Source organism: Streptomyces sp. NPDC048001 (genome assembly GCF_043203115.1).
Lineage (GTDB): Bacteria > Actinomycetota > Actinomycetes > Streptomycetales > Streptomycetaceae > Streptomyces > Streptomyces sanyensis.
This window is the reverse complement of record NZ_JBIDBN010000007.1, coordinates 247477-270720: the sequence shown is the minus strand read 5'-3', so window position 1 is coordinate 270720 and position 23244 is coordinate 247477. Positions and strand designations below refer to the sequence as shown.

Below are 23244 nucleotides of genomic sequence, written 5' to 3'. Positions count from 1 at the left end.
CCGGCCCTTCCCCGTGATGGCGGGAACGCGTGGGGAGCCGTGTCGACGGCGCCCACGTCTCCTTCACCCCCGGCACGGTCCGGAAACGGCGAAGGCAGAGCTTCAGGATCGTCCTGCGGCCCTTCGGGGCTCACCTCGGCGGCCCCCGTCCCCCTGGCCGCCCTACCCGGCGCGGCCCGCATCGAGGGGGCCCAGGTCGGCGCCGACCGGCTCCAGGGGCGTGGCCTTCCCGGCCAGGAGGGCGAAGGCGGAGTCCAGGCAGGCGGTGGCGCGTGCGGGGTCGGGATCGGTCTTGCGGATGATCTGCACGCCCTGGACCAGGGTGAGCAGAAGCTGTGCACCGCTGTGCGGGGTGATGGCCTCGGAGAGTTCACCGTCGCGCGCGGCGCGTTCGAGCTGCCGGGTGAACGCCTCTTCGGCGAGGCTCAGGCTGCGCTGTGCGAGGCGTGCGACCTCGCCGTCGTGAGGGAGCAGTTCGGCGATGCTGTTGACGCTGAAGCACCCCGCGGGGCCGCAGGCCGCGTCCGCGGCGAGCAGTCGCCCGAGGAGGTCGCGCAACTGCCCGAGGGCGGGGCCGTCCGCGTCGAGGGCGGTGGCGAGCAGGGCGTCCTGGCGGTCCAGGTAGCGGGTCAGCGCTCGGACGAACAGCTGGTGCTTGTCGCCGAAGGCCGCGTAGATGGAGCTGCGTCCCAGGCCGAGCTCCCCCACCAGGTCGCTCATGGCCGTGGCCTCGTAGCCCTTGCGCCAGAACAGGAGAATCGCGCGGTCCAGGATCGCTTCTTCGTCGAACGTGCGTGGTCTGGCCATGGCACCACCGTAGCGAACGGGGCGGACAGGAGCAGCATGTATTGGACCGCTCGTTCCATAACGTGTTAGGTTATGGAACGAGCGGTCCCGAACTGTCGGAGAGGCAGGCGGACGACCCGCAGCAATCCCGTCGGGAGCGACATGAGAGTCGAGATCTACTCGGACCTGGTGTGCCCGTGGTGCTACATCGGAAAGCGCCGGTTCGAGCAGGCCGTGGCCGCCCTCCCCGGCGCCGGCCAGGTCGAGGTCGTCTACCGTCCGTTCCAGCTCAACCCCGATGCCCCCGAGGCGGCGGAGCCCTCCGCCCGGGTCTACGAGCGCAAGTTCGGGCGCCCGGCGGACACCGTCTTCGGCCCCCTCACCCAGGCCGCCGCCGCCGAAGGCCTCACCTTCCGCCTGGAGGAGGCCCTCGCCACCAATACCTTCCAGGCACACCGGCTGCTCTGGCACGCTGGGCGCCACGGACGCCAGGCGGAGGTGAAGGAGGGCCTGCTGGCCCACTACTTCACCAACGGCGGCGACCTCGGCGACCGCACCGCCCTCGCGGACGTCGCCGCGGCGGCCGGCCTCGACCGCGACGGCGCACGGGCCTTCCTCGCCTCCCAGGAGGGCACCGACGAGGTCCGCGCCGAACTGGCCCAGGCGCTGGAGGCGGGTGTCACCGCCGTGCCGACCTTCGTCTTCGATGGCAAGGTCGTACTCCAGGGAGCGCAGAGCCCGGAACTGATCCTCGAGGTCCTCACCAAGGTCACCGACGGGACCCTCCCGGCCGCCACCGTCTAGCAGCACCCCGGCCCGCCCCGACGCCACGTTCCCGGGCGCGGCACCACAGCCATGGGTTCGGCGCCACCCGAAAAGTCATGATCAAGGAGTTCACCATGAAGGCAGCGGTCATCAACCAGTACGGCGCGATCGACGACGTCGTGACGGTCACCGAGGTCCCCACGCCCGCCGTCGGCCCGCGCGACGTGCTCGTCGAGGCCCGGGCGGCCGGCGTCAACCCGGTCGACCACCTGATCATCAAGGGCTTCATGCGCACCGGGGACCTCACCCAGCCCCTGGTCATCGGCAACGAGCTCGCGGGTGTGGTGGCCGGGACCGGCGCGGAGGTGACCGGCTTCGCCGTCGGCGACGAGGTCTTCGCCCGGGTCGACCCCCGCATCGGCGGGGCCTTCGCCGAGTACGTCGCGGTGGACCAGTCCCTGGTCGCCGCCAAGCCGCAGGCCCTCTCGTTCGAGGAAGCGGCCTCGCTGCCCCTGGTCGGCCTCACCGCCTGGCAGGCACTGACCGAGCAGGCGAAGGTCGGGCCGGGCACCCGCGTCCTGATCCACGGCGGCGCCGGCGGCGTGGGCTCCGTCGCGGTCCAGCTCGCCAAGCACCTCGGCGCCGAGGTCGTGGCCACCGCGGGCGCCGACAGCACCGAACTCGTCCGCCGGCTGGGCGCCGACCAGGTCGTCGACTACCGCGCCGAGAAGTTCGACGAGATCCTCTCCGGCATCGACGTCGTCTTCGACACCATCGGCGGGCCGACCCAGGACCGCTCCTTCCGGGTCCTCAAGCCCGGCGGAACGCTGGTCTCGATCGTCCCCATCGCCGACATCGAGGCCAAGAAGGCCGAGTGGAAGGTCGACGCCCGCGCCTTCTACATGCGCCCGCACGGCGGGCAGCTGGCCCACCTGGCCGACCTGGTGGCCTCCGGCGAGCTGCAGCCGCTCCTGGAGACGACCTTCCCTCTCGACGAGACCGCCGACGCCCTGCGCAAGGTGGAACGCGGCGGCGCCCGCGGCAAGACCGTCATCCGCATCCCGGCCTGACCCGCGCCCGAACCGTCAGGTCGGGAAACCTGTGCGCAAGCCGACGCTGGAGATCTCGTGTGGGGTGGTTCCCGGGCGGCAGGACGGGCAGGCCGGGCAACCCGACCGGAGTGCGGGGGATCCTCGACGAGCTCTCCGATGTGGGTCCGGTGCCGACGCGCGGCTGTCCCGGCCTGGGGGGGAAGGCCCCGGCGTCCCACGTGACTCAGCGGTTCGGATGCCCACCGAACTGAGTGCCGGCCAGTTCCCGGTAGAGGGTGTCGGAGCCGAGGAGTTCGTGGTGCGTGCCGGTGGCCTGCACCCGGCCGTGGCTGAGGACGATGATCTGGTCCGCGTCGACGACGGTGGACAGCCGGTGTGCTATGGCGACGATCGCGCACTCACGGGCCAGGTCGTGGAGCACGCGTCGCAAGGCGCTCTCGGACTTGGCGTCCAACTGCGAGGTGGCCTCGTCCAGGAGGAGAACGGAAGGGCGCTGCAGGAGGGCGCGGGCGATGCTCAGGCGCTGGCGTTCTCCGCCGGAGAGACCGGCCCCCATCTCACCGACGCGGGTGTCCACGCCCTCGGGGAGCTTCGCGACGACCTCTCGAAGCTGCGCCATCCGAAGCGCCTCCTCGATCTGGCGTCCGTCGGCTTCGGGGCGGGCGTACACGAGGTTCTCGCGAATGGTCCCGCGCATGGTGGTGATGTCCTGCTGGACGTACCCGATGTGCGCGCGCAAGGTGTCGAGCGTCAGTGCCTCCAGGTCCTGGCCACCGAGCTGGATGTGTCCTCGAGTGGGTTGGTAGAAGCCCTCGACCAGATGGAAGACGGTCGATTTGCCGGCTCCCGAGGGGCCGACGATGGCGGTCAGGCCGCGTGCGGGCACGGCGAAGCTGACTGCCGAGAGGACCGGGGGGCTGTGGGCTCCGTCGTAGCTGAAGTACACGTCCTGGAACCGTATCGCCACGTCGTGCTCCGGGCCGGGTGCAGCTCCTGCCCCCTGCGCGGCGCCGGAGTCCTCCTGGGGGATTCCGGCCAGTTCGTCCACGCGCTGCACGGCGGCACGGCCCTGCTGGAACTGACCGAAGGAGACGAAGACCACGACCAGGGGCGAGACCATGTAGAACAGGTACATGACGAAGGCGGTCAGGTCGGCGAGTGGCATGCTTCCGTCGGCCACGCGGGTCATGCCTATGGCGACCGTGATGGCCAGCGAGGCCTGAAGGCCCACGTTCACGGCCGGCGCCATCAGGGCGTTGAGGGCTCCGACGCGGACACCGGAGGCACGGGCCTGGTCGGCCAGCGCGGAGAGCCGTTCCTCCTCCCGGCTCTCCGCGCGTGAAGCCTTGACGGTCGGCAGGGCACTCAGCACGCTCTGCAGGTCACTGCCGAACCTGCCGGTGTCCTCCCGGTTCTGCAGAGCTGCAAGGCGCAGTCGGCGGGCGATGAGGAGGGCCGCGCAACTCGCAGCGGTCAGGCAGCCCAGAGTGATGAGCATCAGCCAGATGTCGATGAGAAACATCAGGAGCACACCGCCGACGACCATGAAGCCGTTGATGACCAGTTGTGCCAGGCTCTGGGAGAGAGCGATCCGCACCAGCGAGGTGTCGGTCACCATGCGGGTCTGGATGTCGCCCAGCGGGCGGGCGGTGAAGGCCCCGAGTCGGGCACGCAGCAGTCGGCCCGCCAGCATGCCCCGGACATCGCGGACGATGCCCTCCCCAGCCCGTCCGACGAGGTAGGCCTGCAAGGACGTGAGGATCGCGTCGGCCAGGAACAGGAGACACAGAAGGACGACGGGGGCGGCCAGCGCCTCATCGAGCCCCGCCGCGCGTACGAGTCGGCCGATGGCGTAGGGCTGGGCCAGTCCCGCGGCCGCACCGGCGACCCCCAGGGCCGTACCGGTGACAAGAAGCATGCGATGCGGCCCCGCGAAACGCCAGAGCGTCGAACTCCGGTGGCCTCGCCCCGCGGGCGGGGGCCCGGTCATCGTTCCCGCCCCTCCCCGTGTCTGCCGTACGGAGCGGGACGACCGGTGGCCCGTCCCACGGTGCACGGGCGGAGCGCCGCGCCGCCCCGGCCGGACGTGGCGGGAGACGTGGGTGCGGTCGGCCGACCGCCCCTCGGGGAAGCCTGCTTCCTGTGCCGGGGGGTCCCGGCGGGTGTGCGACGGCGTCCTGAGGCCGGCGCCGGGATACGGCAAGGCGCCTGCGGCACGGAAAGCTCTGGCATCAGTGGCCAAACCCGTCGTGAGCGTCGACTGTTCGAACCTCGGTCATCGAAGGCGCGGTCACGCGAGCAGTGCCGACGTAGCCACATGTCTCACCCGGCCACACGGCCATTGTCCGCCGCGTGCCCGCAGACCGCGCGGGGAGAGCCCCGGCGCAAGAATCGCCGCCCGGGTGTCCTGTTCGTACGATGGCAGCAGCCACATTCTGCGTGCCGTCGCGGCGTCACCTCGCGGGGATCCGGACGGTGCCCGGCGTCAGGAGAGGCAGATGGCTGTGACTCGTGGCCTGCCCTCGAAGTTGATCTCCGCCGCCTTCGGGCCGATACCGCTGTCGCCGGACAGGGCCATGGCCCTGTCCGAGCGCCTCGCAGCGCTGACGACTGTGGTCGCCGGCGCGGAGTACCTGCGACGCAAGGAGGACAGGAAGCCCGGTGGCCTCAACGACTGGAGGGTGGGGCGGGACGCGTTCGCGACGTTCTCACCGCTCAGGCGTCGGTTCCTCGACGTGGTGGGTGACGAACGGGTCACGAACGCACTGTTCGGCGCGCAGGTCGCGGTGGGTGCCGCGTTGCTCGTGCTGCCCGGCCGTGGGCGCTGGAGGGGTGTGGGCGGACTGTTCCTGGGCCTGGGCAACATCGCGCACTACGCGCGGCGCCGCCTGGGCACCGACGGGTCGGATCAGGTGGCGATCCTCGTTCAGACCGCCGTGGGTGCGGCGCGCCTCTCGAGGACACCCCAGGTCCGGGACGCTCTGCTCTGGTACGTCGCTCTCCAGTCGACGCTCTCCTACACCGTCGCCGGGTGGGTCAAACTCCTGGGTGAGGACTGGCGCCGGGGGACGGCGCTCCCGGGCATCATGCGGACTCGGACCTACGGCCACCAGGGAATGTGGCGCTGGTCGAGCCGGCACCCCCGGTCCGCGCGATGGCTGGCGCACGGGGTGCTGACGCTCGAGTGCATGTTCCCGTTGGTCTACCTCCCCGGCGGTGTGCTGGTGCGTCCCATGCTGGCCAGCGCGGCCGCCTTCCACGCAGCGAACGGCTACTTCATGGGCCTGGGGCGGTTCGTCACCGCGTTCGTGTCGATGCATCCCGCGGTCGCGTACACCACCACCCCCCGCTCCCGCCCCGAAGCGGCAGGCCGGGACGACACCCTGGTCAAGGCCGCCGGCGTGACGCTGCTGGGCGCGGCCGCACTGGGTCTGCTGCGGGCCGCGGACCGGCGGCAGTGGGTTCGGGACAGCTGGCCCGGCAGCCGGAGCGTGGCGACGCGCCACGGCAACAGGATCAGCTACTACCGGCTTGAAGGCTCTGCGCAGGGCGTCAGGCCCGTCGTCGTCATGTGCTGCGGACTGGCCGGAGCACCGGAGATGTTCGGGTGGCTTCTCCAGACGATGAGGGACGACGGCGGCATCGACGTGATCACCTACAGCCGGGCCGGCACCGGTCCGAGTACCTATGCAGGAGACGAACCGTTCACTCTGCAGGAATCCGTGGACGACCTGATCGACCTGATCGCCGAGGTGGCCCCCGAAGGCACACCGCTGGTGCTTGCCGGCTACTCCCTCGGAGGGGAGATCGCACGTCGTACGGCGCTCGAACTGGGCGAACGGGTGGGCGCGTTGGTGTACCTGGACTCCTCCCACCCGGAAGAGCTGCAGCGATCGGTGAAGCAGGACAAGTCGGCTGCGACGATGGACAGTTCGTTCGGCATCATCGCCGTCAGTCTGCGCAGCGGCATGGGGATGCTGATGCCCCACCCGGATTGGGTGCGCGACCTGCCCGCGGCCGTCAGAAGCCGAGCCTTCGCCCAGTACGCCGACAGCCGGCTCTGGTGGGCCGGACGCCGGGAGTGGCGGGCGGCCGAGGAGGAGTTCCGCAGGTTCGAAGGGCCGCTGCCGGACATCCCCTGCCATGCCCTCGTGGTGTCCGCGGAGAAGACGCTCGCGCACGATCCCGCGCACGCGGACATGCACGAGGACCTTGCCCGTGCGCACCGGGGCGGTGACCGCGTGGTGCGATCCGTCACGGTCCCCCGGGCAGGCCATGAGTCCCTCCTGACCAGCCCCCGCTTCGGGCATCGGACAGCGGTGCACGTGCTCCGCTTCCTGCGGGACGTCGGACTCGTACCCGCCTCCGGCGACGCGGCCGGAGAGCCCGGACGAGGCCGCGTGAACCCGGAAGGCGAGTGACCTCGTCATGGCTCCGTTCGATGCAGTGAGCGGTGTGTTCAGTGGTCCCGGCGGCCTCACCAGGCTGGCATGCAGCGGCATGCTCCTGGGGACGCTGGCCACGCAGCACCCCAGTGGCGAGCTCTTCAACCGGGTGCGCGAGCTGGACAGGACGCTCGTGCTCCTTCCGAACTGGCGGTTCTTCGCGCCCACCCCCGCGCGGCACGACTACCAGTTCCTCTACCGCACCCTGAGCCACGACCGTGAGACCTCGAACTGGACCGCGGTCGAGGTGATCGCCGACCGACGGCTGTCGCAGGTCCTGTGGTTCCCGAGCCGCCGTACGGAGAAGGCCGTCTTCGACGCGTGCCAGGAGGTCATCCGCGTGTTGGACGACGGCTTCGCCGTGGCTGAGCACAACGCCTCCTACCGCCTGCTGCGCGAGTTCATCCGCAACCGGATCAACCGGTCCGGTGAAGAGGGCACCACGGGCTTTCAGTTCGCGCTCGGCCGGGCAGCCGGATTCGACACCTCGGAGGAACCGGAGATCGTCTTCGTCTCTCCGTACATCCCCCTCCGTCCCCCGCCGGCCGGCTCTCCCGGCCACCGGACGTCGTCACCCTCCGTGCCCCTCGCGTGACACCTCCGTGGTGAGGGTGATCGTGCGGTGGAGCGGCGTTCGTCATGTGGCGGCCGGTTGCGTCGCCTGCATCCGGCCGAGAAGGGACCACCGCAGCCGGGTACCGGGCAACCGACGGGAGGCGGGGCCGTCCAGCCGGCGGTTCAACTCGGGTGACGCGAGGTGTCCAGGCACTTCGGGTGCTACTCGAGCCGAGGCGGCCATGACCGGCGGTTCACTCTGCCACCTCCTTCAGGACGGCTCGTGTGGACCACGGCCCCCTGGTGGCAGGACAATGGGGGTCGGGTTCGTCGACCGCCGGCGGGCCTGCAGGCGGACAGGGCGGTGGGCGCATGCGCACAAACGAGGCCCGTGTACGCGTCGTCGTGGCTGACGACCATCCGATCTACCGCGAGGGCGTCGTCCGTGCGCTCGCCGACAGCGGAACGGTCGAGGTCGTGGCCGAGGCCGGTGACGGCGCGGAGACGCTGGCGCACATCCGGGCCGACAGGCCGGACGTGGCACTGGTGGACTACGCGCTACCGAAGCTGGACGGCCTGGCCGTGCTGCATGCCGTAGCCCGGGACAACCTGCCGGTACGGGTGATCATCCTCTCCGCGCACACGGAGGACTCCGTGGTGTTCCGTGCCGTCGGGGAGGGGGCGGCGGGCTATCTCGCCAAGGACTCCACGCGGCGCGAGATCGTCGACGCCGTGATGAAGGTCTCCCGAGGTGGGACGGCGCTTCCGCCCGAACTCACCGGCGGGCTCATGAACCAGGTCCGCCTCCGGGCCGCTGCCGGCGAGGACCAGGTGAAGCTCACCGAACGCGAACAGCAGGTGCTACGGGGCTTCGCCCAGGGCAAGAGCGTCCCCCAGATCGCCGAGGAGCTGTACCTCGCCTCCAGCACCGTCAAGACCCACGCCCAGCGGCTCTACGAGAAGCTCGACGTCGGGGACAGAGCCGCCGCGGTGGCACAGGCGATGCGCCGTGGCCTTCTCGAGTGAACCGAGGCCTCCGGCGGACCGCCGCGAGCGGTTCACCCCGGAAGGCACACAGGCCCCTCCGGTTCATGACACCGAGTCCTCCCCTGCCCGAACCGTGTCAGCCGCCCAGGACATCAAGGCGGTGAGGTCGCAGACCCTGGTACGCCTTCTCATCGTGGCGCTGCTGATCGCTCAACTCGCCCTGTTCCCACCGCTGGAGAACGAGAACGCCTGCAGAGCACTGGTGGCGGGATACGCACTCTGGGCGGCCCTCCTGGTGTGGGAAGCGTGGCGGGGGCGGCGTTCACTGCCGCGCTCCTGGAAACTGCTGCTGGTTGACCTCGTCGTCCTCGGGACGCTGCTGGCGGTTGCGGGCGGATTCGACACCCCCTCCGCCATCCGGCCCCTCGTCGACGACGCCTTCTTCCTCATCCCCGTGCTTGCAGCATTTCAGCCGTCACCCCGGGTGACGGCTTGGATGACCGTTGCCTCCGGTCTGGCATACCTGCTCGCCGTGCAGGGGGCCGGCACGGACGAGGGATGGGGGCGCACCGCACTCCTCCTGCTCAGCCTCCTCCTTCTCGGAGGCATCTGCACCGTGCTCACGCGGGTGCAGCAGAGCAGGGTGAGGAGCGTGGGAGCCCTGCTGGAACGGAACCGTGAACTGCTGGGTCAGGCCATGAGCGCCGAAGAGCGCGAGCGTCGCAGCCTCGCGGAAGCACTCCACGACGAAGCCCTGCAGGACGTGCTCGCCGCTCGCCAGGATGTGGACGAGGCCCGTGGATCCGACCGCCCGGAAGCACTGGAACGCGCCGACCGGACGCTGAAGGAAGCGGCGCGCAGGATGCGCTCGATCGTCGGGGAACTGCACCCGGTGGTCCTGCAGCGGACAGGCCTGTCGGAAGCGGTACGGAGGCTCGCCGACAGCGCGGCACAGCGCGGCGGGTTCACGGTCCGCGTCACCGGCCCGCCCGTACCGTCCTTCCCATGGGAGTCGGTCGTGTATGCCGCGGCACGGGAGCTCCTGGAGAACGTTGTGAAGCATGCTGAGGCGAGCCATGTCGAGGTCCGCTGGGAAGCCCGGGAAGGGCTCCTTCGCCTGCTTGTCATCGACGACGGCCGGGGGTTGCCGGCACAGGCCTTGGACGAGAGTGTGCGCAGTGGCCACATCGGGCTCGCATCCCTGCAGGTCAGAATCGAGACGGCCGGAGGGCGTCTCGTGCTGGAACCGCTTCTCCCCAACGGAACCACGGCAACCGTGGAGCTGCCCTTCGCCGGGCCGGACACCCCCTCCGGAGGCGGCTGACGGCGCCGTATGCGTGGCTTCGGCCGGATCGGGCCCTCCTGCGCCGGTACGCGGGAACCGTCGGGCGGAACGAGAACTGCCAGGCCCGTGGACATGGCGAGGGCGGTGGTCGTCAGGCTCTGCCCGTCGCCTTCAGGCGGGGAGGCGTCTCAGGAGCAGTCGGCCACCGGACAGCACCCCGGCGAGGAGCAGCCCGGCACCGATGAACAAGACCGAGCGCAAGCCGAGAGCATGCGCGACAAGTCCTCCGCTCGCGGCGCCGAGCGAGGCTGCGGCGCGCACGAACGTCTTGTGGGTCATGGTTGCCCGGCTCATGAACTCTGCGGATACGAGGCCCTGTCGCACGGTTGTCACGGTGACGGTCCAGAAGGTCGCCGACGCGCCGTACAGGGCCGTGAAGACACCGGTCAGTCCCGCGGAGTCCGACAGGCCGACACCCACCGCGGCGGCCGACGCGGCCACCAGGGCCATGGCGAGAAGACGCCCCTTGCCCATGGCGCGTGCGAGGCGCTCTTCGAGGACGGAAGCGGCAAGGCTCCCGATGCCGAACGCGGCCACGAGCATCCCGAAGCCTGTTTTGCTCAGCCCGAGGTCCTGGTCGGCGAACAGGTAGGCAATCGCGATCTGTGCTGCACCCACCAGATTGAAGAGAGAAGCGAGCAGGACCAGACGTCGGAGTACGGGATTGCCCCATAGGAGGCGAATCCCGTCCATTGCCTGCTGCCTAAAGCCACGCTGCGCGGATGATTGTGTCTCGTACGCTCGAAAATTTCCCCTGAGTGCGGCGATCAGCAATGCCGCGACAGCAAAGGACAACGCGTCGAAAGCGAGCGGAAGCGTATGGTCCACGTCGAAAAGGATGGCACCTACAGGGTTGCCGACGATCAGAGTTGCGACCACCGAACCACCCTGCAGTGCTGAGTTTCCCCTGTCCCGCAAACCGGGTGCCACGATGACGGGCACGATGCCCGCCCACGCTCCCGCGTAGAAGCGCTGCCCCAGGTCCAGAAGCGCGGCCACCAGCATGAGAACCAGGAGAGTCACGTCCCCGAGGGCGACGACGAGGGCGAGGGCGGCAGCGACCACAGCGCGCCCCGCATCCACGGAGAACATCACACGGCGTCTGTCGAACCGGTCTGCGACGACTCCGGCGTACAGCATCACAAGAGGCCAGGGCAGCTGGCCCGCGAGAAAGACCAGGGAGACCTTGCGGGGATCGGACGTCAGCTCGGTCGCGAGCAGCGGCAGTGCCACATATCGCATGCCGCTACCGATGCCGGAAACGACCACGGAGGCCCAGATGAGTCGGAATCCAGTGCCCATCCCGGTACGAAGTCCCCATTTCACGGGCGGCAAGACTCCCTCTTCCGGCACGGATGTCCGTGACTGTACCTGCGGACTCCTGATAGGGGACTACGCCACGCTCTTCGTCGGCGACCGCCCGCCCGGCCGAGGTTGAACACTTCAATCCGCCTGCCTGCCGGTGCGTACGGGAACCTGCCACCGACGGGAGGCGTGATCTCCGAGGTGCGTCGGGGACGTGCGCCGGAGGCCCGGATCAGCCGGCCCCTGGCGTCGGTGAGCGCGAACACGAGCAGGCCGTGGCGTTTCGCCCGCCGGAGTGGTGTTTCCGGTTCGCCTTGCCGGTGCGGCGCCGGGTGCGTATCAGGGAGCCGTCCAGCAGTACGACTCCGCCACCCTTTCGGGCGATCCTCTTCAGCCGGCTTCATCAGCGAGCCTCTTCGGGCCGGCCACCGATCGGGGACGGCGCTCGCTGAACCTGCTGGTCTGGCAGCCGCTGATGCACCACTGGGGGACGTGTCTGCGGAAGCTCGGGCTCCGGAACCCCGCATCTGACCGGCTCCGACGGTGACCGGCAAGCCTCGCTGCGCCCAGACGGTCGGCCAGGTTGCACGAAAGGCAGAGCCATCGGTAAATGGAGCTGCTCTCTCGCTCTCGCTGCATCCGGGTGCCTGCCCACCCGACTGAGAGAGGCGGAGCACTACCCACTGCAGGGAACCGCGGAAGCGCGACCATTCGGCGAGCCCCCGAAGCGATACGAGCCCCCTGCCAGGTGCCACCCGCGCGCGTTCACGTAGTGCGTACTGCGCGCGGAAGGATGATCTGTCGGCTTCGTTGAAGGCTGATTGGGTGTCGTCAATGCCAAGAAGGCAACCGGCCGTGCTTCTGCACCTTCCAAGCCGCTCAATGCTCGAATCCGTCATCACGCACTTTGAAGGACGCTCCGGCACAGAAGCGCCGAACGGGAAACCTCGAGCCCCCATGGAGATCATCCATCTCACGGAGGTTTTCCGCGAACGCGGCTGGCGCTGCCTTTACTGTTCTCTTTGCGATATTGAAATCGCATCCCTCAGGCATCGCAATGTGTACGATGTCGCCACCGGTACACGACACGAACTCACGAACAGTAGCCTCAACGCCCAGGTCGACGCAGTCGTCGCTCGCCTCCTAGGCCCTGTGGAATCCAGAAGAGATGAAATTCAAGAGTATTTCGAGAAGCTTTGGACGGATTTCACCGGCACGGTGGTCAATCACCCGGCATCCGTGCTCTACGGCCTCCGAAAAGACTACCTGTTCGAATACATTGACCGAGGTTTCCGGGTGATTCCCACCAGATACTTCGAGTCCAGCGTAAGCCTTCAAGAGCTGACCCGCGCATGCGGAAACAACCCCGAAGGGCACATAGTCAAACCCGTCACCGGCGAGCTCGGCAATTCCTTCATGGCGGTACATGAATTGAACGAGAAGGTGCTGAGGCACAAAGAACCGCTCGTAGGGGGGTGGCTCCTGCAACCCTTCAACCCGCATGTATGGGACGGCGAGTACCAGATATTCTTCGTCGGAGAACGGATTGTTCACGGCATGCGGAAGTTCTACCCGAAGGACAAGCGGTTCGGACTTCCGGCGCGCGCCGGCCGCATCGTGGAACGCTATGCCCCGACTTCGGCCGACCGCACATTCGCCCGCGAGGCTCGGGTGCTGTGGACGGAAGACTTGGGAAAACTTACGGATCTTTGCCGAGTGGACTTCGTGAAAGAGCCTGACGGGCTTCCTGTCCTCTTGGAATTCGAAGCCGTGAACCCTGGATTCTCGTTCGGGAAACTCGGCCGCCCGAGGAGTCATCGACTGGCAGAAATCATCGAGCGTCACATCAGGAAGAGGGTGCGATACTGAGCTTCAATTCATGATGCCGGTGGTGTGGCGGATATCGCTGGACGCCGGCCGTTCGAGATCGAGAGCGTGTCTGCGACCAGCGAAGCGCGGCGGCGGGTGCTGCTTCGAAGTCGTGGCTCCATGACCAGACTTCCAGCCGTGACAGGCAACCGTCCTGTGTGAAGACCAGGACCTCGCCTGGGCACTCACCAGCTTCGGTGACGAGCTGTGCTTCGGCCGCCACGACCGTGCCGGGTCCGGTGCGTGCGGGCCCTCGCGCCACTGGCGGCGCCTGACCAGGAGCAGAGCAACTCGAAGGTGCAGTGGGTCCTGGCGCCTGGCCGGTCTCCCGGCGACTCCCCGGGCACACCCGCCGGGGGGCGAAGCCGCCCGTGCCCACCTCGGAAAGGCCGCCTGCGGCAGGGGAACCCCGAGCAGTCGGACAGGCCGCAGGCCGTCTACGCGAACCGGCCGGCGAGGACCGTCGAGACTGCCTCCTCGGGTGTGGCGACATGGACGGGACCCGGGATGGGACTGCCTGTCTGATCGGTCACCCGCCACCCGTTGATGCAGACCACGGGAATCTCCTCGCGTCGCATGGCGAGCGCGACCTCGCTGAGGGTGCCCCACGAGCCGCCGACTGAGATCACCGCATCGGCGCTGGCGACGATCGCCGCGTTTCTGGCCTCTCCCATGCCGGTGAACACCACGGCAGACAACGCATCGGGGGCTGCCGCCCGATCGAGGTCCGGGCGGATCCCGACCACGAGTCCGCCTCGCGAGCGGGCGCCTTCCGCGACGGCGCCCATGACGCCCCCTCCCCCGCCGCACAGGACGACGACACCGCGCTCTGCGAGGAGTTCGCCCACGTGGAGGGCGTCCAGCCGCTCCTGCTCGGTGCAGCTCCCCGGCCCGCAGACCGCAACCTGAAATCGCACACCATCTCCCACAGTCATCCCGTGCCCCGGCCCATCGCCGGTCGCTGGTCGTCGGTCGTCGGTCGTCGGTCGTCGGATGCAAGTCTTCACAGATGTCGGCCGAAGCGAATGACGACACCACTGAGAGGTCGTACCCAAGTGGCCTGTCCGATGCCCGGTGGGAACTTCCGGACGCCGCGTCCACACCCTGCGCCGTACGGTGTCGCGGTGCTGCTGTGGGCCGGGTGCATGGCTCTGGTCGTGGGCTCCATGCGTCACATGGTGTGGGACACGACCCCCAGATAGGCGGATTTTCCTATTATGTGATGTTTTGATGCGGGCGTGGCTCTCCGTCCGGGGGCGCCGCATGTTTCTGCCGTTCCGTCATGTGGCCTACTGCTCCAAGGAGTCGACATGTCCCGCGCCCAGGACCGCTTCCCCGCCTCGAACGCAGATGTGAATTCCGACTCCGGTGCGGGGGTGCGGCCTGGTGGTGGGCGAGGCGCCTCGCTCAGCAGGCGCTGGAGACTGGCCGTCATCACCGCCGCGGGCCTGGCCACCGCCGTCACCACCACGGCCCTGCTGCCGGCCACCGCCGCCGTCGCACCCGGAACCCGACACACCCTCACCACGGCCCTCCAGGCGCCCGTGCACCCCGGGACCGCGCCCAGCGGGGGAGACGCCCCCGACCAGGACCATGACCGGGACCAGGACGACGACAGGGATGCGGACTACTGGGCCCAGCACGCCGGCAACCCCGACGAACACCGCACCACCAGCACCCAGCACGGCAAGGACGAGGACGAGGAGCAAGGCCGTCCTGAGCACGGGAAGGGCGAGCACGAGGACGGCGCCGGGGAGCGGGGGCGTGCTGAGCAGGGAAAGGACGAGGACAGGGGTGGGGGCGAGGACGGTGTTGGGGAGCGGGGCCGTTCTCAGCATGGCAAGGGCAGGGGTGGTGGGGGTTCGGTTGTGTCGGTGGCGTGTGATCCGAATGCGTTGATCGCGGCGATGACGGTTGCGAACGGTCAGAGTGGTGGGCGTCTCAGCCTCGCCCCGGACTGCACCTATACCCTGACCGCGAATGACGGTGCGAACGGGCTGCCGGTCGTGGTCCAGCGGATGGTGATCGATGGCAACGGTGCCACGATCGCGCGGGCCGCCAACGCCGACCCGTTCCGCATCTTCAGCATCGGCACCGGCGGCGACCTGAAGCTCCGCCACCTCACCGTCACCCGCGGCAGGACCGCAGGCAGCGGCAGCACCGATGTCGGCGGTGGCGGTGCCTACGTCGATCCCGGCGGCCGCCTCGACATCGACCATGTCACCTTCGCCAACAACACCGTCAACGACGCCGGCAGTGGCAGCGAAGAAAACAACGGCGGTGCCATCTACAACGAAGGCACCACCACCCTCCGCAACAGCACCGTCAGAAACAACTCCGCCACCCTCGGTGGAGGCATCTACAACTCTTCGGGCAAGCTGGAGATCACCACCTCCAGGTTCACCGGCAACGCCTCCTCCTTCGGCGGCGCCGTCAACGCCCTGGCCGGCTCCACCACGATCGCCAAGAGTCTGTTCAAGAGCAACGCCGCCGCCGGATCCGGCGGCGCCTTCTATACAGAGGGTGGCAGGACGGACATCGACAAGAGCACCTTCCTCTACAACCGTGCGTCCTCCGCCAGCGGTGGTGCCATCAGCGCCTTCGGCCCGCTCGAGATCCGCAGGAGCACGATCGGGCACAACACCGCTCCGTTCGCAGGAGGCGTCTACCCCTTCGCGGGTGGGGTGATCGCGGACAGCACGATCCACGACAACGTCGCCACCAACTCGAACGGCGGCGCCGTCTTCATGGGTGCGGACCTGGCCCTCCAGCGCACCGTGGTCACCGGCAACCGCGCTCCCAGAGGCAGCGCCGGCGGCATCTACATCGGCAACGGCACCTCCACGCTCGACCTCACCGACAGCACCATCACCGACAACTCCTCCGCCGACGCCCCCGGCGGCATCTACAACAGGGACGCGACCGTCAACGCCTACGGCACCAACACCATCACCGACAACACCCCCACCAACTGCACCGGTGTCAGTACCACCATCTGCTTCGGATGACCCCCACCACACCCCCGACGGCCCGCCCTCCCCACACCACCGGAGGGCGGGCCCCGGGCAGCACAGTTCGGTCGGCTCCACCGTCGGCGGGGAGCACCATCCGCTGTCCACCTGCTCGGCGATGCGGGGCCTGGGCGGGACCGTAGATCGTTCGGTGCAACTCCCGATCACGGAGGATGCACCGATGACCAGCGAGAACGTGTCCGGGCCGAGACCGTCGAGCCGTCTGAGCCGCAGCCGTTGGGGGCGGTGGACGACCGGCTGAACGATCGTGGTCAGCCCAGGAAGCTCAACCGCACCTGGCGCTCCGGGTTGTCCTTGTTGGTGTCCACCAACCTCCGTTAAGGCAACACCAGCCTATCCGGATGGCAAGGGCCGGGGCCGGCCCTTGCCACAACCCCGCGGTCACGTCTCCGGCAGGGTCACAGGGGCCTGAGGACGGGGAGGTGGCAGTCGAGGATCTGGCGGGCTTCCCTCCGGCGGGAGCGGCGGGGGTGCAGCAGGGCGACGCCGACGATGACGACGTAGACGGTGGTCCAGATGTACAGGACGGTGATCAGGGCCCGTCGATGGCGACCCCTTCTACGTGAAGATCACCCCCTGACCAAGGAGTCCCTCCGATGCAGCTCGTCGCCGAGTACAGCGTCACCGCCCGCCCCGACCGCGGCATCGTCGAGGTCTATGACGCAGACGCCTACCTCGGCGACGAGCAGGCCCTACAGGCGGCCCGTGACCACGTCGTGGCCGGCAACGGCTACCACCTCTACCTGCACTCCCTGCAGCCTGACATCCCGGTCCACATCACCATTCGCCTCTGGGACACCCCGGCCCCGCCCCCCGCTGACGCCGACGGCCACACCACCATCACGCTCGACTCCGAGACCGGCATCCTCGTCATCAACCAGTTCACCCTCGGCCCCGCCGGAGAGATGACCCTGCCCCAGCCAGGCGTCTACGAAGGCACCGCCTGGTGGAGCGGCCGGCAAGCCAGTGCCGACTACTACACCGAAACCCTCCAACAGATCGACGAACACTGGGAGCCCGAGCGCATCACGCAAGCCTGGGCCAACTGCCCAACCCCCGAGCGGTACGTTCTCGACCTTGCCCGCACAGGGCCGTCTGCGGAGGAAGACGACTGACACCGCGCACCCTCGTCAGGGCGTCGTAGAGTCCGGCTTCTCGGTCGGCGCGCAGCCGTTCGCGGCTGGCCCGGGTCTCTGCCACGCGCTCCGCGATACCGTTGCCCGGGTCGTACACCGTCTCGTAGATCACACCGTCACCCAGCTCCCGGAGGAACCACTCCTCAACGTAGGCGTCCAGCATGTGAGCGTTGACGAGGGGTGCGGGTCGGCAGTGCTGCGCGTGAAGCCAGCCCTTGTTCCGCGCCGTACACGTGTAGCGCGGTGGGGCGTCCTTCGACGTCTGGGTGTAGAGGCGCGTGTGGCACTGCCCGCACAGGGCCACCGTGGTCAACAGGTACTCGCGGTTGGAACGGCGGGCCCAGGGAGCTTTCCGGGAGAGGATGGCGCTCCTGAGCGCCTCGTGTGTTGCCCGGTCCCACAACCCCTCACAGAGCCGTATGGGGTGCCCGTCCTCCCTCCCGAGGACGGGCTTGTTGCGGTGCATCAGGTACCCGAGGGTGGCTTCTGGCAGAAGGATGTTCTTCAGGCTCTGCGGAGACCACGGTCGGCCCCCTGCCGGCTTGCCGTACATCACAGCCAGGTGATCCGCGGGTGAAAGTTCCCCGGCACGGTTGAGACGCGCGGCCTCACTGCTGCAGGTGACGCTTTCCGGATCGGCGAGGATGCGGCGGGCGACGTTCGGCAGCACTTCGGAGGCATGCGGATGCAGCTCGACCTGTTCGATCCTTCCTCCCATGACCCTCCGCACGTACTGGAAGCCGTACGACGGCTTGCCCTTCGGGCGGCCGGCGGCACGCGTCTTGACGGTGGCGTCACGGTTCCTGCGCTGGATCGCGCGCAGTTCCATCTGCGCACCCCAGGCTTCCATGGTGAAGCGGTTCTCGTCGGCGGGATCGTCGAGGTTCCAGGCTCCGTCGTGTCCGTACGTGACGAGCACCTTCTTCTCGTCCCGCATCTTGTAGCCGGTGTTCAGGCAGTCGACGACGTTGCGGCCGAGCCGGTCCACCGCGGCCGCGACCAGTCCGTCGTACGGGCCCCTCTCGTCTCGGAGCCATGGGCCCAGGCTGGGGCGGGTCACGGGATCCGTGGCGCCGGACACCTCCCAGTCGTCCGGCCAGTCGATGATGTGCCCGCCGATGACGGCGACAGCCGTCAGCACGTCCTCCCGCTGCCGCTCGGGCGAGGTCGTGGCAGCCTTGACCCACGACAGCCGGCGTACGCCGAGCAGGCACTTTCCGCAGCCGTCGTACGGCCGCTCGATCTCGTCCATGGTGGTACCGCGCATCTTTCTCCCGTTTCGCCGGAGCGTAGGGAGAATTGGCGGACACACCCAGGACGATCTTGATCGGCTCGATCAGCCCAGAAAGCTCAACCGCACCTGACGCTCCGGGTTGTCCTTGTTGGTGTCGACGAGGCACACCGACTGCCAGGTGCCGAGCTGCAGGCGGCCCGCGACGACGGGGAGCGTGGCGTGCGGGGGGACGAGTGCGGGCAGGACGTGGTCGCGGCCGTGGCCGGGGGATCCGTGGCGGTGCTGCCAGCGGTCGTCGGCGGGCAGCAGGGCATGCAGGGCGGTGAGCAGGTCGTCGTCGCTGCCGGCACCGGTCTCGATGATCGCGATACCGGCCGTGGCATGGGGGACGAAGAGGTTGAGGAGGCCGTCGGCGCCCTCCGCGTGGCGGGCGAGGAACCCCTCGCACAGGCGGGTCAGGTCGGTCACCGTCTCCGCGGACCCCGTGGTGACGGTCTCGGTGGTGGTCGTGAAGTGTCCGGGCATGCCCCCATCCTGCCCCCGGCCGGCTCCCGGACGCGCGCCGACCGGCGGGCGCGGCAGGGGGCGGCGCCGGGAAGAGGCGGGCGGGCGTCGTGGTTGGGAGGGGTGTGAACGGACTCGACGGGCGTGACGTGGACGTGGTGGTCGTGGGCGCGGGGCAGGCGGGCCTGTCGGCCGCCTACCATCTGGGCCGTGCCGGGCTGGTGCCCGAGCGCGATGTGCTCACCCTGGACCACGCCCCGCGCCCCGGGGGCGCCTGGCAGTTCCGCTGGCCGTCGCTCACCTACGGCAGGGTCCACGGCATGCACGCCCTGCCCGGGATGGGGCTTACGGACGCGGACCCGGAGCGGCCCTCGTCGGAGGTGATCGGGGCGTACTTCGCCGCCTACGAGGAGCGTTTCGCGCTGCGTGTGCGGCGCCCCGTGCAGGTGCGTGCCGTGCGGGAGGGCGGGGGCGGCGCCCTGGAGGTGGAGACCTCGCAGGGGCTGGTGCGCACCCGAGCCCTGATCAACGCCACCGGCACCTGGGACCGGCCCTTCTGGCCGCGCTACCCCGGGCAGGAGACCTTCGCGGGGTGGCAGCTGCACACGGCCGACTACCCCGGGCCCGAGGCGTTCGCGGGACGCCGGGTGGTCGTGGTCGGCGGCGGGGCGTCGGGGACGCAGCATCTGATGGAGCTGGCGGAGGCGGGGGCGGAGACCACCTGGGTCACGCGGCGGCCGCCGGTGTTCCGGGAGGGCCCGTTCGACCAGGAGGCGGGGCGCGCCGCGGTGGCTCTCGTCGAGGAGCGGGTGCGCCGGGGTCTGCCGCCGCGCAGCGTGGTGTCGGTGACGGGTCTGCCGCTCGGCGACGCGGCGCGGCGGGCGCGCGCCGCGGGCGTGCTGGAGCGCCTGCCGATGTTCGACCGCATCGTGCCGGAGGGCGTGGTGTGGGACGACGGCCGCAGGGTCGGGGCCGACACGATCCTGTGGGCCACCGGCTTCCGTGCGGCGCTGGACCATCTGGCGCCGCTGCGGCTGCGCGAGCCGGGCGGCGGGATCCGTATGGAGGGCACCCGTGCGGCGCGTGACGAGCGGGTCCATCTCGTCGGGTACGGGCCCTCCGCCTCGACGATCGGGGCCAACCGGGCGGGACGGGCGGCGGTGCGGGAGGTGGTGCGGCTGCTGGCCCGGGTGCCGGAGGCCGCGTGAGGCGCCGGGTCCTCGCCGCGACCACCGCCCGGGGAGGGCGTCCCCGAGGGGCCGTCACCGTCCGGAGCGCTCGGTGGCCCTGCGGGCGTTGAAGTCCGCGACGTTGCGCTGGTGTTCGGTGTAGTCCGCGGTGAAGCGGGTGTCGCCCGGTCCCACGGTCACGAAGTAGAGCCAGTCGCCCTCCGGCGGGTCGACGGCGGCCCGCATGGCCTCTTCGCCGGGGTTGCCGATCGGGGTGGGCGGCAGCCCGCGGCGGGCGTAGGTGTTGTAGGGGCTGTCGATCCGGGTGTCCTCGGCGGTGGTGTCCAGGGTGCTGCGGTCCAGGGCGTAGTTGAGCGTGGAGTCCATCTGGAGCGGCATTCCGGCGTCGAGGCGGTTGCGGACGACCCGGGCCACCTTGCCCATGTCGGAGGCGGTGGCGGCCTCGGCCTGGGCGATGCTGGCGATGCGGACGGCCTCGTAGGTGCTCAGGCCCCCGCTGCGGGCGTCGGCGGCGAGCGCCCCGCTGCCGAGGCGCCGGTTGGCGGTCTCGACCATGTAGGCGAGCAGCCCCGCGGGGGTGGTGCCCTCGTCCAGGGGATAGGTGGCGGGGAAGAGATAGCCCTCCGGGTTTCCGGCCGCGTCCCCGGGGAGGGGCAGCCGCGCGGTGGTGGCGGCGGCGCGGGTGGTGCCGGGCTGCTGCCCGAGGGCCGTGTCGACGGCCGCGTAGACCTGCCCCGCCCGCCACCCCTCGGGGATCACGAGGGTGCGCACCGGTTCGGGGGCAGGCCGCTCCTCCTCGGCGCCGCCCGTCGTCAGGAGGGGCAGCAGGACGGCGGCGGCGAGGGCGGCGACGGTCAGGGCCAGGACCAGGCGGCCGCGACGGGTGAGGCGTACCCGCGGTCTCCCGCTCCGCGGGGGCGTCGTCGTCATGCGCGCAGGCTAACCCTTTCGCCCGCCTTGTCACGGTATGGGCTTGCATACGACACGCACGACGGGAACAAGCGAACGCTCGCGCGGCTGCTCGCCGGCGTCGTCCACTTCCCGGGCCGGCTCATCTGACGTTCGGCCGGCACGGCCCGGGCGACCGCCCCGGCCGATCGGTCCACGAGAGGCGCCGCCGCTCCCCGTCCCACGGGAGCGGCGGCGCCGGCGTCGTGCCGGGGCGCGGACAGCCGACAGAGCCCCGGGAGCCGTCACCCGACGGCGGCCTCCGCGGGCGGGCGCCCCTCCGCGTCCCTGCGCACCAGTGCGGCGTAGCGGCCTCCGGCGTCCAGGAGTTCGGCGTGGGTGCCGCGTTCGGCGATGCGGCCGGCCTCCAGGACGACGATCTCGTCGGCGTCGCGGACCGTGGAGAGCCGGTGGGCGATGGTGATGGTCGTCCGCCCCGCGGACAGAGCCTCGACGGCCCCCTGCACGGCCTGTTCGGTGCGGGTGTCCAGTGCGCTGGTCGCCTCGTCCAGGATGAGCACGGGCGGGTCCCGCAGGATCGTGCGCGCGATGGCCAGGCGCTGCTTCTCACCGCCGGAGAAGCGGTAGCCGCGCTCGCCGACGAGGGTGTCGTACCCGTCGGGCAGGGCGGCGATGTGGTCGTGGATCTGGGCGGCCCGCGCGGCGGCCTCGATCTCCGCGTCGGTCGCGTCGGGTTTGGCGAAGCGCAGGTTGTCGGCGACGGAGGCGTGGAAGAGGTACACCTCCTGGGAGACGACGCCGACCGCCCGGGCGAGGGTGTCGAAGTCCAGGTCGCGCACGTCCACGCCGTCCAGGGTGACGCGGCCGCCGGTCACGTCGTAGAGCCGCGGCACCAGGTAGCTGAGCGTCGACTTCCCGGACCCGGTGGCACCGACGACGGCGAGGGAGCCGCCGGGGGGCACGGTCACGTCGATGCCGTCGAGGGTGGGACGGTCGGCGTCGGGGTCGTAGGCGAAGTCGACCTTCTCGAAGCGCACCTCCCCCGCCACCGCCTCCAGGCGCACGGGCCGCTCCGGCTCGCTGATGTCCACGGGGAGGTCGAGGTACTCGAAGATGCGCTGGAAGAGGGCGAGCGAGGTCTGCATCTGCACACCGGTGGAGAGCAGGCTCACCGCCGGGCGGAACAGGCCCTGCTGCAGGGAGACGAAGGCGACGAGGGTCCCGATGGAGATCGCCGGCCCGCCGCCCTGGAGGGCGATCCCCGCGGCCCAGTACAGGAGCGCGGGCATGGCCGCCATGACGATGCCGATGGTGGCCATCCGCCAGCGCCCGGCCATGCTGGAGCGCACCTCCAGGTCGACCAGCCGCTCCGACTCCTGGGCGAAGGCGCCGGTCAGCGAATCCGCGCGCCCCATGGTGCGGCCGAGCAGGATGCCGCTGACGGAGAGCGACTCGGTGACCGTGGCCGCCATCGCGGCCATCTGCTTCTGGCGCCGGGTGGTGATCTTCTTGCGCTCGCGCCCCACCCGTCTGCTGATCCACACGAAGACGGGCAGCAGGAGCAGGGACACGACCGTCAGCCGCCACTCCAGGGCGAGCATGGCGACGACCGTGGCCACCACGGCGGTGAGGTTGGAGACCAGGGAGGTGGCCGTGGAGGTGACCGTGGCCTGCATCCCGCCGATGTCGTTGGCGATGCGCGACTGCACCTCGCCGGTGCGCGTGCGGGTGAAGAAGGCCAGCGGCATCCGCTGGAGCTGCGCGTAGACGGCGGTGCGCAGGTCGTGCATGACCCGCTGGCCGACCGTCGTGGAGATCAGGGTCTGGAGCACGCCGAAGACGCTGGTCAGCACGGCGGTGCCGATCATGCCGAGCGCCAGGAGGCTGAGCAGCCCCGTGCGGCCCTCGGGGATGGCGGTGTCCAGGATCTCGCGCAGCAGGAACGGCGAGGCCACCGAGACCAGCGAGGAGGCTCCGACCAGGAGCCCCACGACGGCCAGCCTCCCCCGGTAGGGCCGGAACAGGCGCAGGATGCGCGGCACGTCGGCGGGCGGCTGGTCGGGGGTGCGCGGGGGCGGGTTCCACTCGGGCTGTCCGGTGTCGTCGGGGCGCAACGGTCTCCTCGGGGCA

18 protein-coding genes are annotated in these 23244 nt (G+C 70.0%); 10 read left to right on the top strand and 8 right to left on the bottom strand.

Annotated elements, in window-relative coordinates; translation table 11 throughout:
- Window positions 1-162: 162 nt before the first annotated feature.
- Window positions 163-807 carry a TetR/AcrR family transcriptional regulator gene (locus ACGF15_RS15225; RefSeq protein ID WP_345614838.1) on the bottom strand — a complete coding sequence of 215 codons (645 nt, stop codon included), beginning with the start codon at window positions 805-807 and terminating at the stop codon, window positions 163-165.
- Between the two features lie 141 nt (window positions 808-948).
- On the opposite strand from ACGF15_RS15225, the gene ACGF15_RS15220 reads away from it, so the two are divergent.
- Both ACGF15_RS15220 and ACGF15_RS15215 read left to right on the top strand, forming a co-directional pair.
- On the top strand, window positions 949-1590 hold the full coding sequence (locus ACGF15_RS15220; protein WP_392799241.1) for a DsbA family oxidoreductase: 642 nt from the start codon (window positions 949-951) through the stop codon (window positions 1588-1590).
- Between the two features lie 95 nt (window positions 1591-1685).
- The gene (locus ACGF15_RS15215; RefSeq protein WP_392799238.1) at window positions 1686-2621 is read left to right on the top strand and encodes an NADP-dependent oxidoreductase; all 936 of its coding nucleotides are present in this window, start codon (window positions 1686-1688) and stop codon (window positions 2619-2621) included.
- A gap of 205 nt (window positions 2622-2826) precedes the next feature.
- On the opposite strand, the gene ACGF15_RS15210 is transcribed toward ACGF15_RS15215, so the two are convergent.
- Entirely contained in the window at window positions 2827-4521 is a 1695-nt protein-coding gene (locus tag ACGF15_RS15210) for an ABC transporter ATP-binding protein (protein ID WP_362609465.1), read from the bottom strand.
- A gap of 580 nt (window positions 4522-5101) precedes the next feature.
- Between ACGF15_RS15210 and ACGF15_RS15205 the strand changes: the two genes are divergently transcribed.
- The 4 genes from ACGF15_RS15205 to ACGF15_RS15190 all read left to right on the top strand — a co-directional run bounded on the left by ACGF15_RS15205 (window position 5102) and on the right by ACGF15_RS15190 (window position 9914).
- On the top strand, window positions 5102-7024 hold the full coding sequence (locus tag ACGF15_RS15205) for an alpha/beta fold hydrolase (protein WP_392799235.1): 1923 nt from the start codon (window positions 5102-5104) through the stop codon (window positions 7022-7024).
- 7 nt (window positions 7025-7031) lie between these two features.
- A complete protein-coding gene (locus tag ACGF15_RS15200) occupies window positions 7032-7643 on the top strand; it encodes a hypothetical protein (RefSeq protein WP_392799232.1) in 612 nt (203 codons plus the stop codon).
- A 332-nt stretch (window positions 7644-7975) separates the two neighbouring features.
- Window positions 7976-8629, top strand: a complete 654-nt coding sequence (locus tag ACGF15_RS15195; protein WP_345614844.1) for a response regulator transcription factor — start codon at window positions 7976-7978, stop codon at window positions 8627-8629.
- A 154-nt stretch (window positions 8630-8783) separates the two neighbouring features.
- The gene (locus ACGF15_RS15190; protein ID WP_392799228.1) at window positions 8784-9914 is read left to right on the top strand and encodes a sensor histidine kinase; all 1131 of its coding nucleotides are present in this window, start codon (window positions 8784-8786) and stop codon (window positions 9912-9914) included.
- 132 nt (window positions 9915-10046) lie between these two features.
- Here the strand turns inward: ACGF15_RS15190 and ACGF15_RS15185 are convergent, their stop codons facing one another.
- Window positions 10047-11237 carry an MFS transporter gene (locus tag ACGF15_RS15185; protein WP_392799225.1) on the bottom strand — a complete coding sequence of 397 codons (1191 nt, stop codon included), beginning with the start codon at window positions 11235-11237 and terminating at the stop codon, window positions 10047-10049.
- Window positions 11238-12095: 858 nt separating this feature from the next.
- Between ACGF15_RS15185 and ACGF15_RS15180 the strand changes: the two genes are divergently transcribed.
- Window positions 12096-13109, top strand: coding sequence for a RimK family alpha-L-glutamate ligase (locus tag ACGF15_RS15180; RefSeq protein WP_392799222.1), 1014 nt, complete (start codon window positions 12096-12098; stop codon window positions 13107-13109).
- Between the two features lie 437 nt (window positions 13110-13546).
- Here the strand turns inward: ACGF15_RS15180 and ACGF15_RS15175 are convergent, their stop codons facing one another.
- A complete protein-coding gene (locus ACGF15_RS15175) occupies window positions 13547-14026 on the bottom strand; it encodes a TIGR00725 family protein (RefSeq protein ID WP_392799219.1) in 480 nt (159 codons plus the stop codon).
- A gap of 393 nt (window positions 14027-14419) precedes the next feature.
- Between ACGF15_RS15175 and ACGF15_RS15170 the strand changes: the two genes are divergently transcribed.
- Window positions 14420-16117, top strand: a complete 1698-nt coding sequence (locus ACGF15_RS15170; RefSeq protein WP_392799216.1) for a hypothetical protein — start codon at window positions 14420-14422, stop codon at window positions 16115-16117.
- Between the two features lie 620 nt (window positions 16118-16737).
- Window positions 16738-17256: a hypothetical protein gene (locus ACGF15_RS15165; protein ID WP_392799213.1), complete on the top strand. Its 519-nt coding sequence runs from the start codon at window positions 16738-16740 to the stop codon at window positions 17254-17256.
- Here the strand turns inward: ACGF15_RS15165 and ACGF15_RS15160 are convergent.
- A complete protein-coding gene (locus tag ACGF15_RS15160; RefSeq protein WP_392799210.1) occupies window positions 17168-18529 on the bottom strand; it encodes a recombinase family protein in 1362 nt (453 codons plus the stop codon). The genes ACGF15_RS15165 and ACGF15_RS15160 overlap by 89 nt on opposite strands.
- An 84-nt stretch (window positions 18530-18613) precedes the next feature.
- Window positions 18614-19036 carry a YjbQ family protein gene (locus ACGF15_RS15155; RefSeq protein ID WP_345614852.1) on the bottom strand — a complete coding sequence of 141 codons (423 nt, stop codon included), beginning with the start codon at window positions 19034-19036 and terminating at the stop codon, window positions 18614-18616.
- Between the two features lie 104 nt (window positions 19037-19140).
- Between ACGF15_RS15155 and ACGF15_RS15150 the strand changes: the two genes are divergently transcribed.
- On the top strand, window positions 19141-20223 hold the full coding sequence (locus ACGF15_RS15150; protein ID WP_392799207.1) for an NAD(P)-binding domain-containing protein: 1083 nt from the start codon (window positions 19141-19143) through the stop codon (window positions 20221-20223).
- A 54-nt stretch (window positions 20224-20277) separates the two neighbouring features.
- On the opposite strand, the gene mltG is transcribed toward ACGF15_RS15150, so the two are convergent.
- The gene (gene mltG / locus ACGF15_RS15145) at window positions 20278-21135 is read right to left on the bottom strand and encodes an endolytic transglycosylase MltG (RefSeq protein ID WP_392799205.1); all 858 of its coding nucleotides are present in this window, start codon (window positions 21133-21135) and stop codon (window positions 20278-20280) included.
- A 263-nt stretch (window positions 21136-21398) separates the two neighbouring features.
- Entirely contained in the window at window positions 21399-23228 is a 1830-nt protein-coding gene (locus ACGF15_RS15140) for an ABC transporter ATP-binding protein (RefSeq protein WP_392799203.1), read from the bottom strand.
- Window positions 23229-23244: the final 16 nt, after the last annotated feature.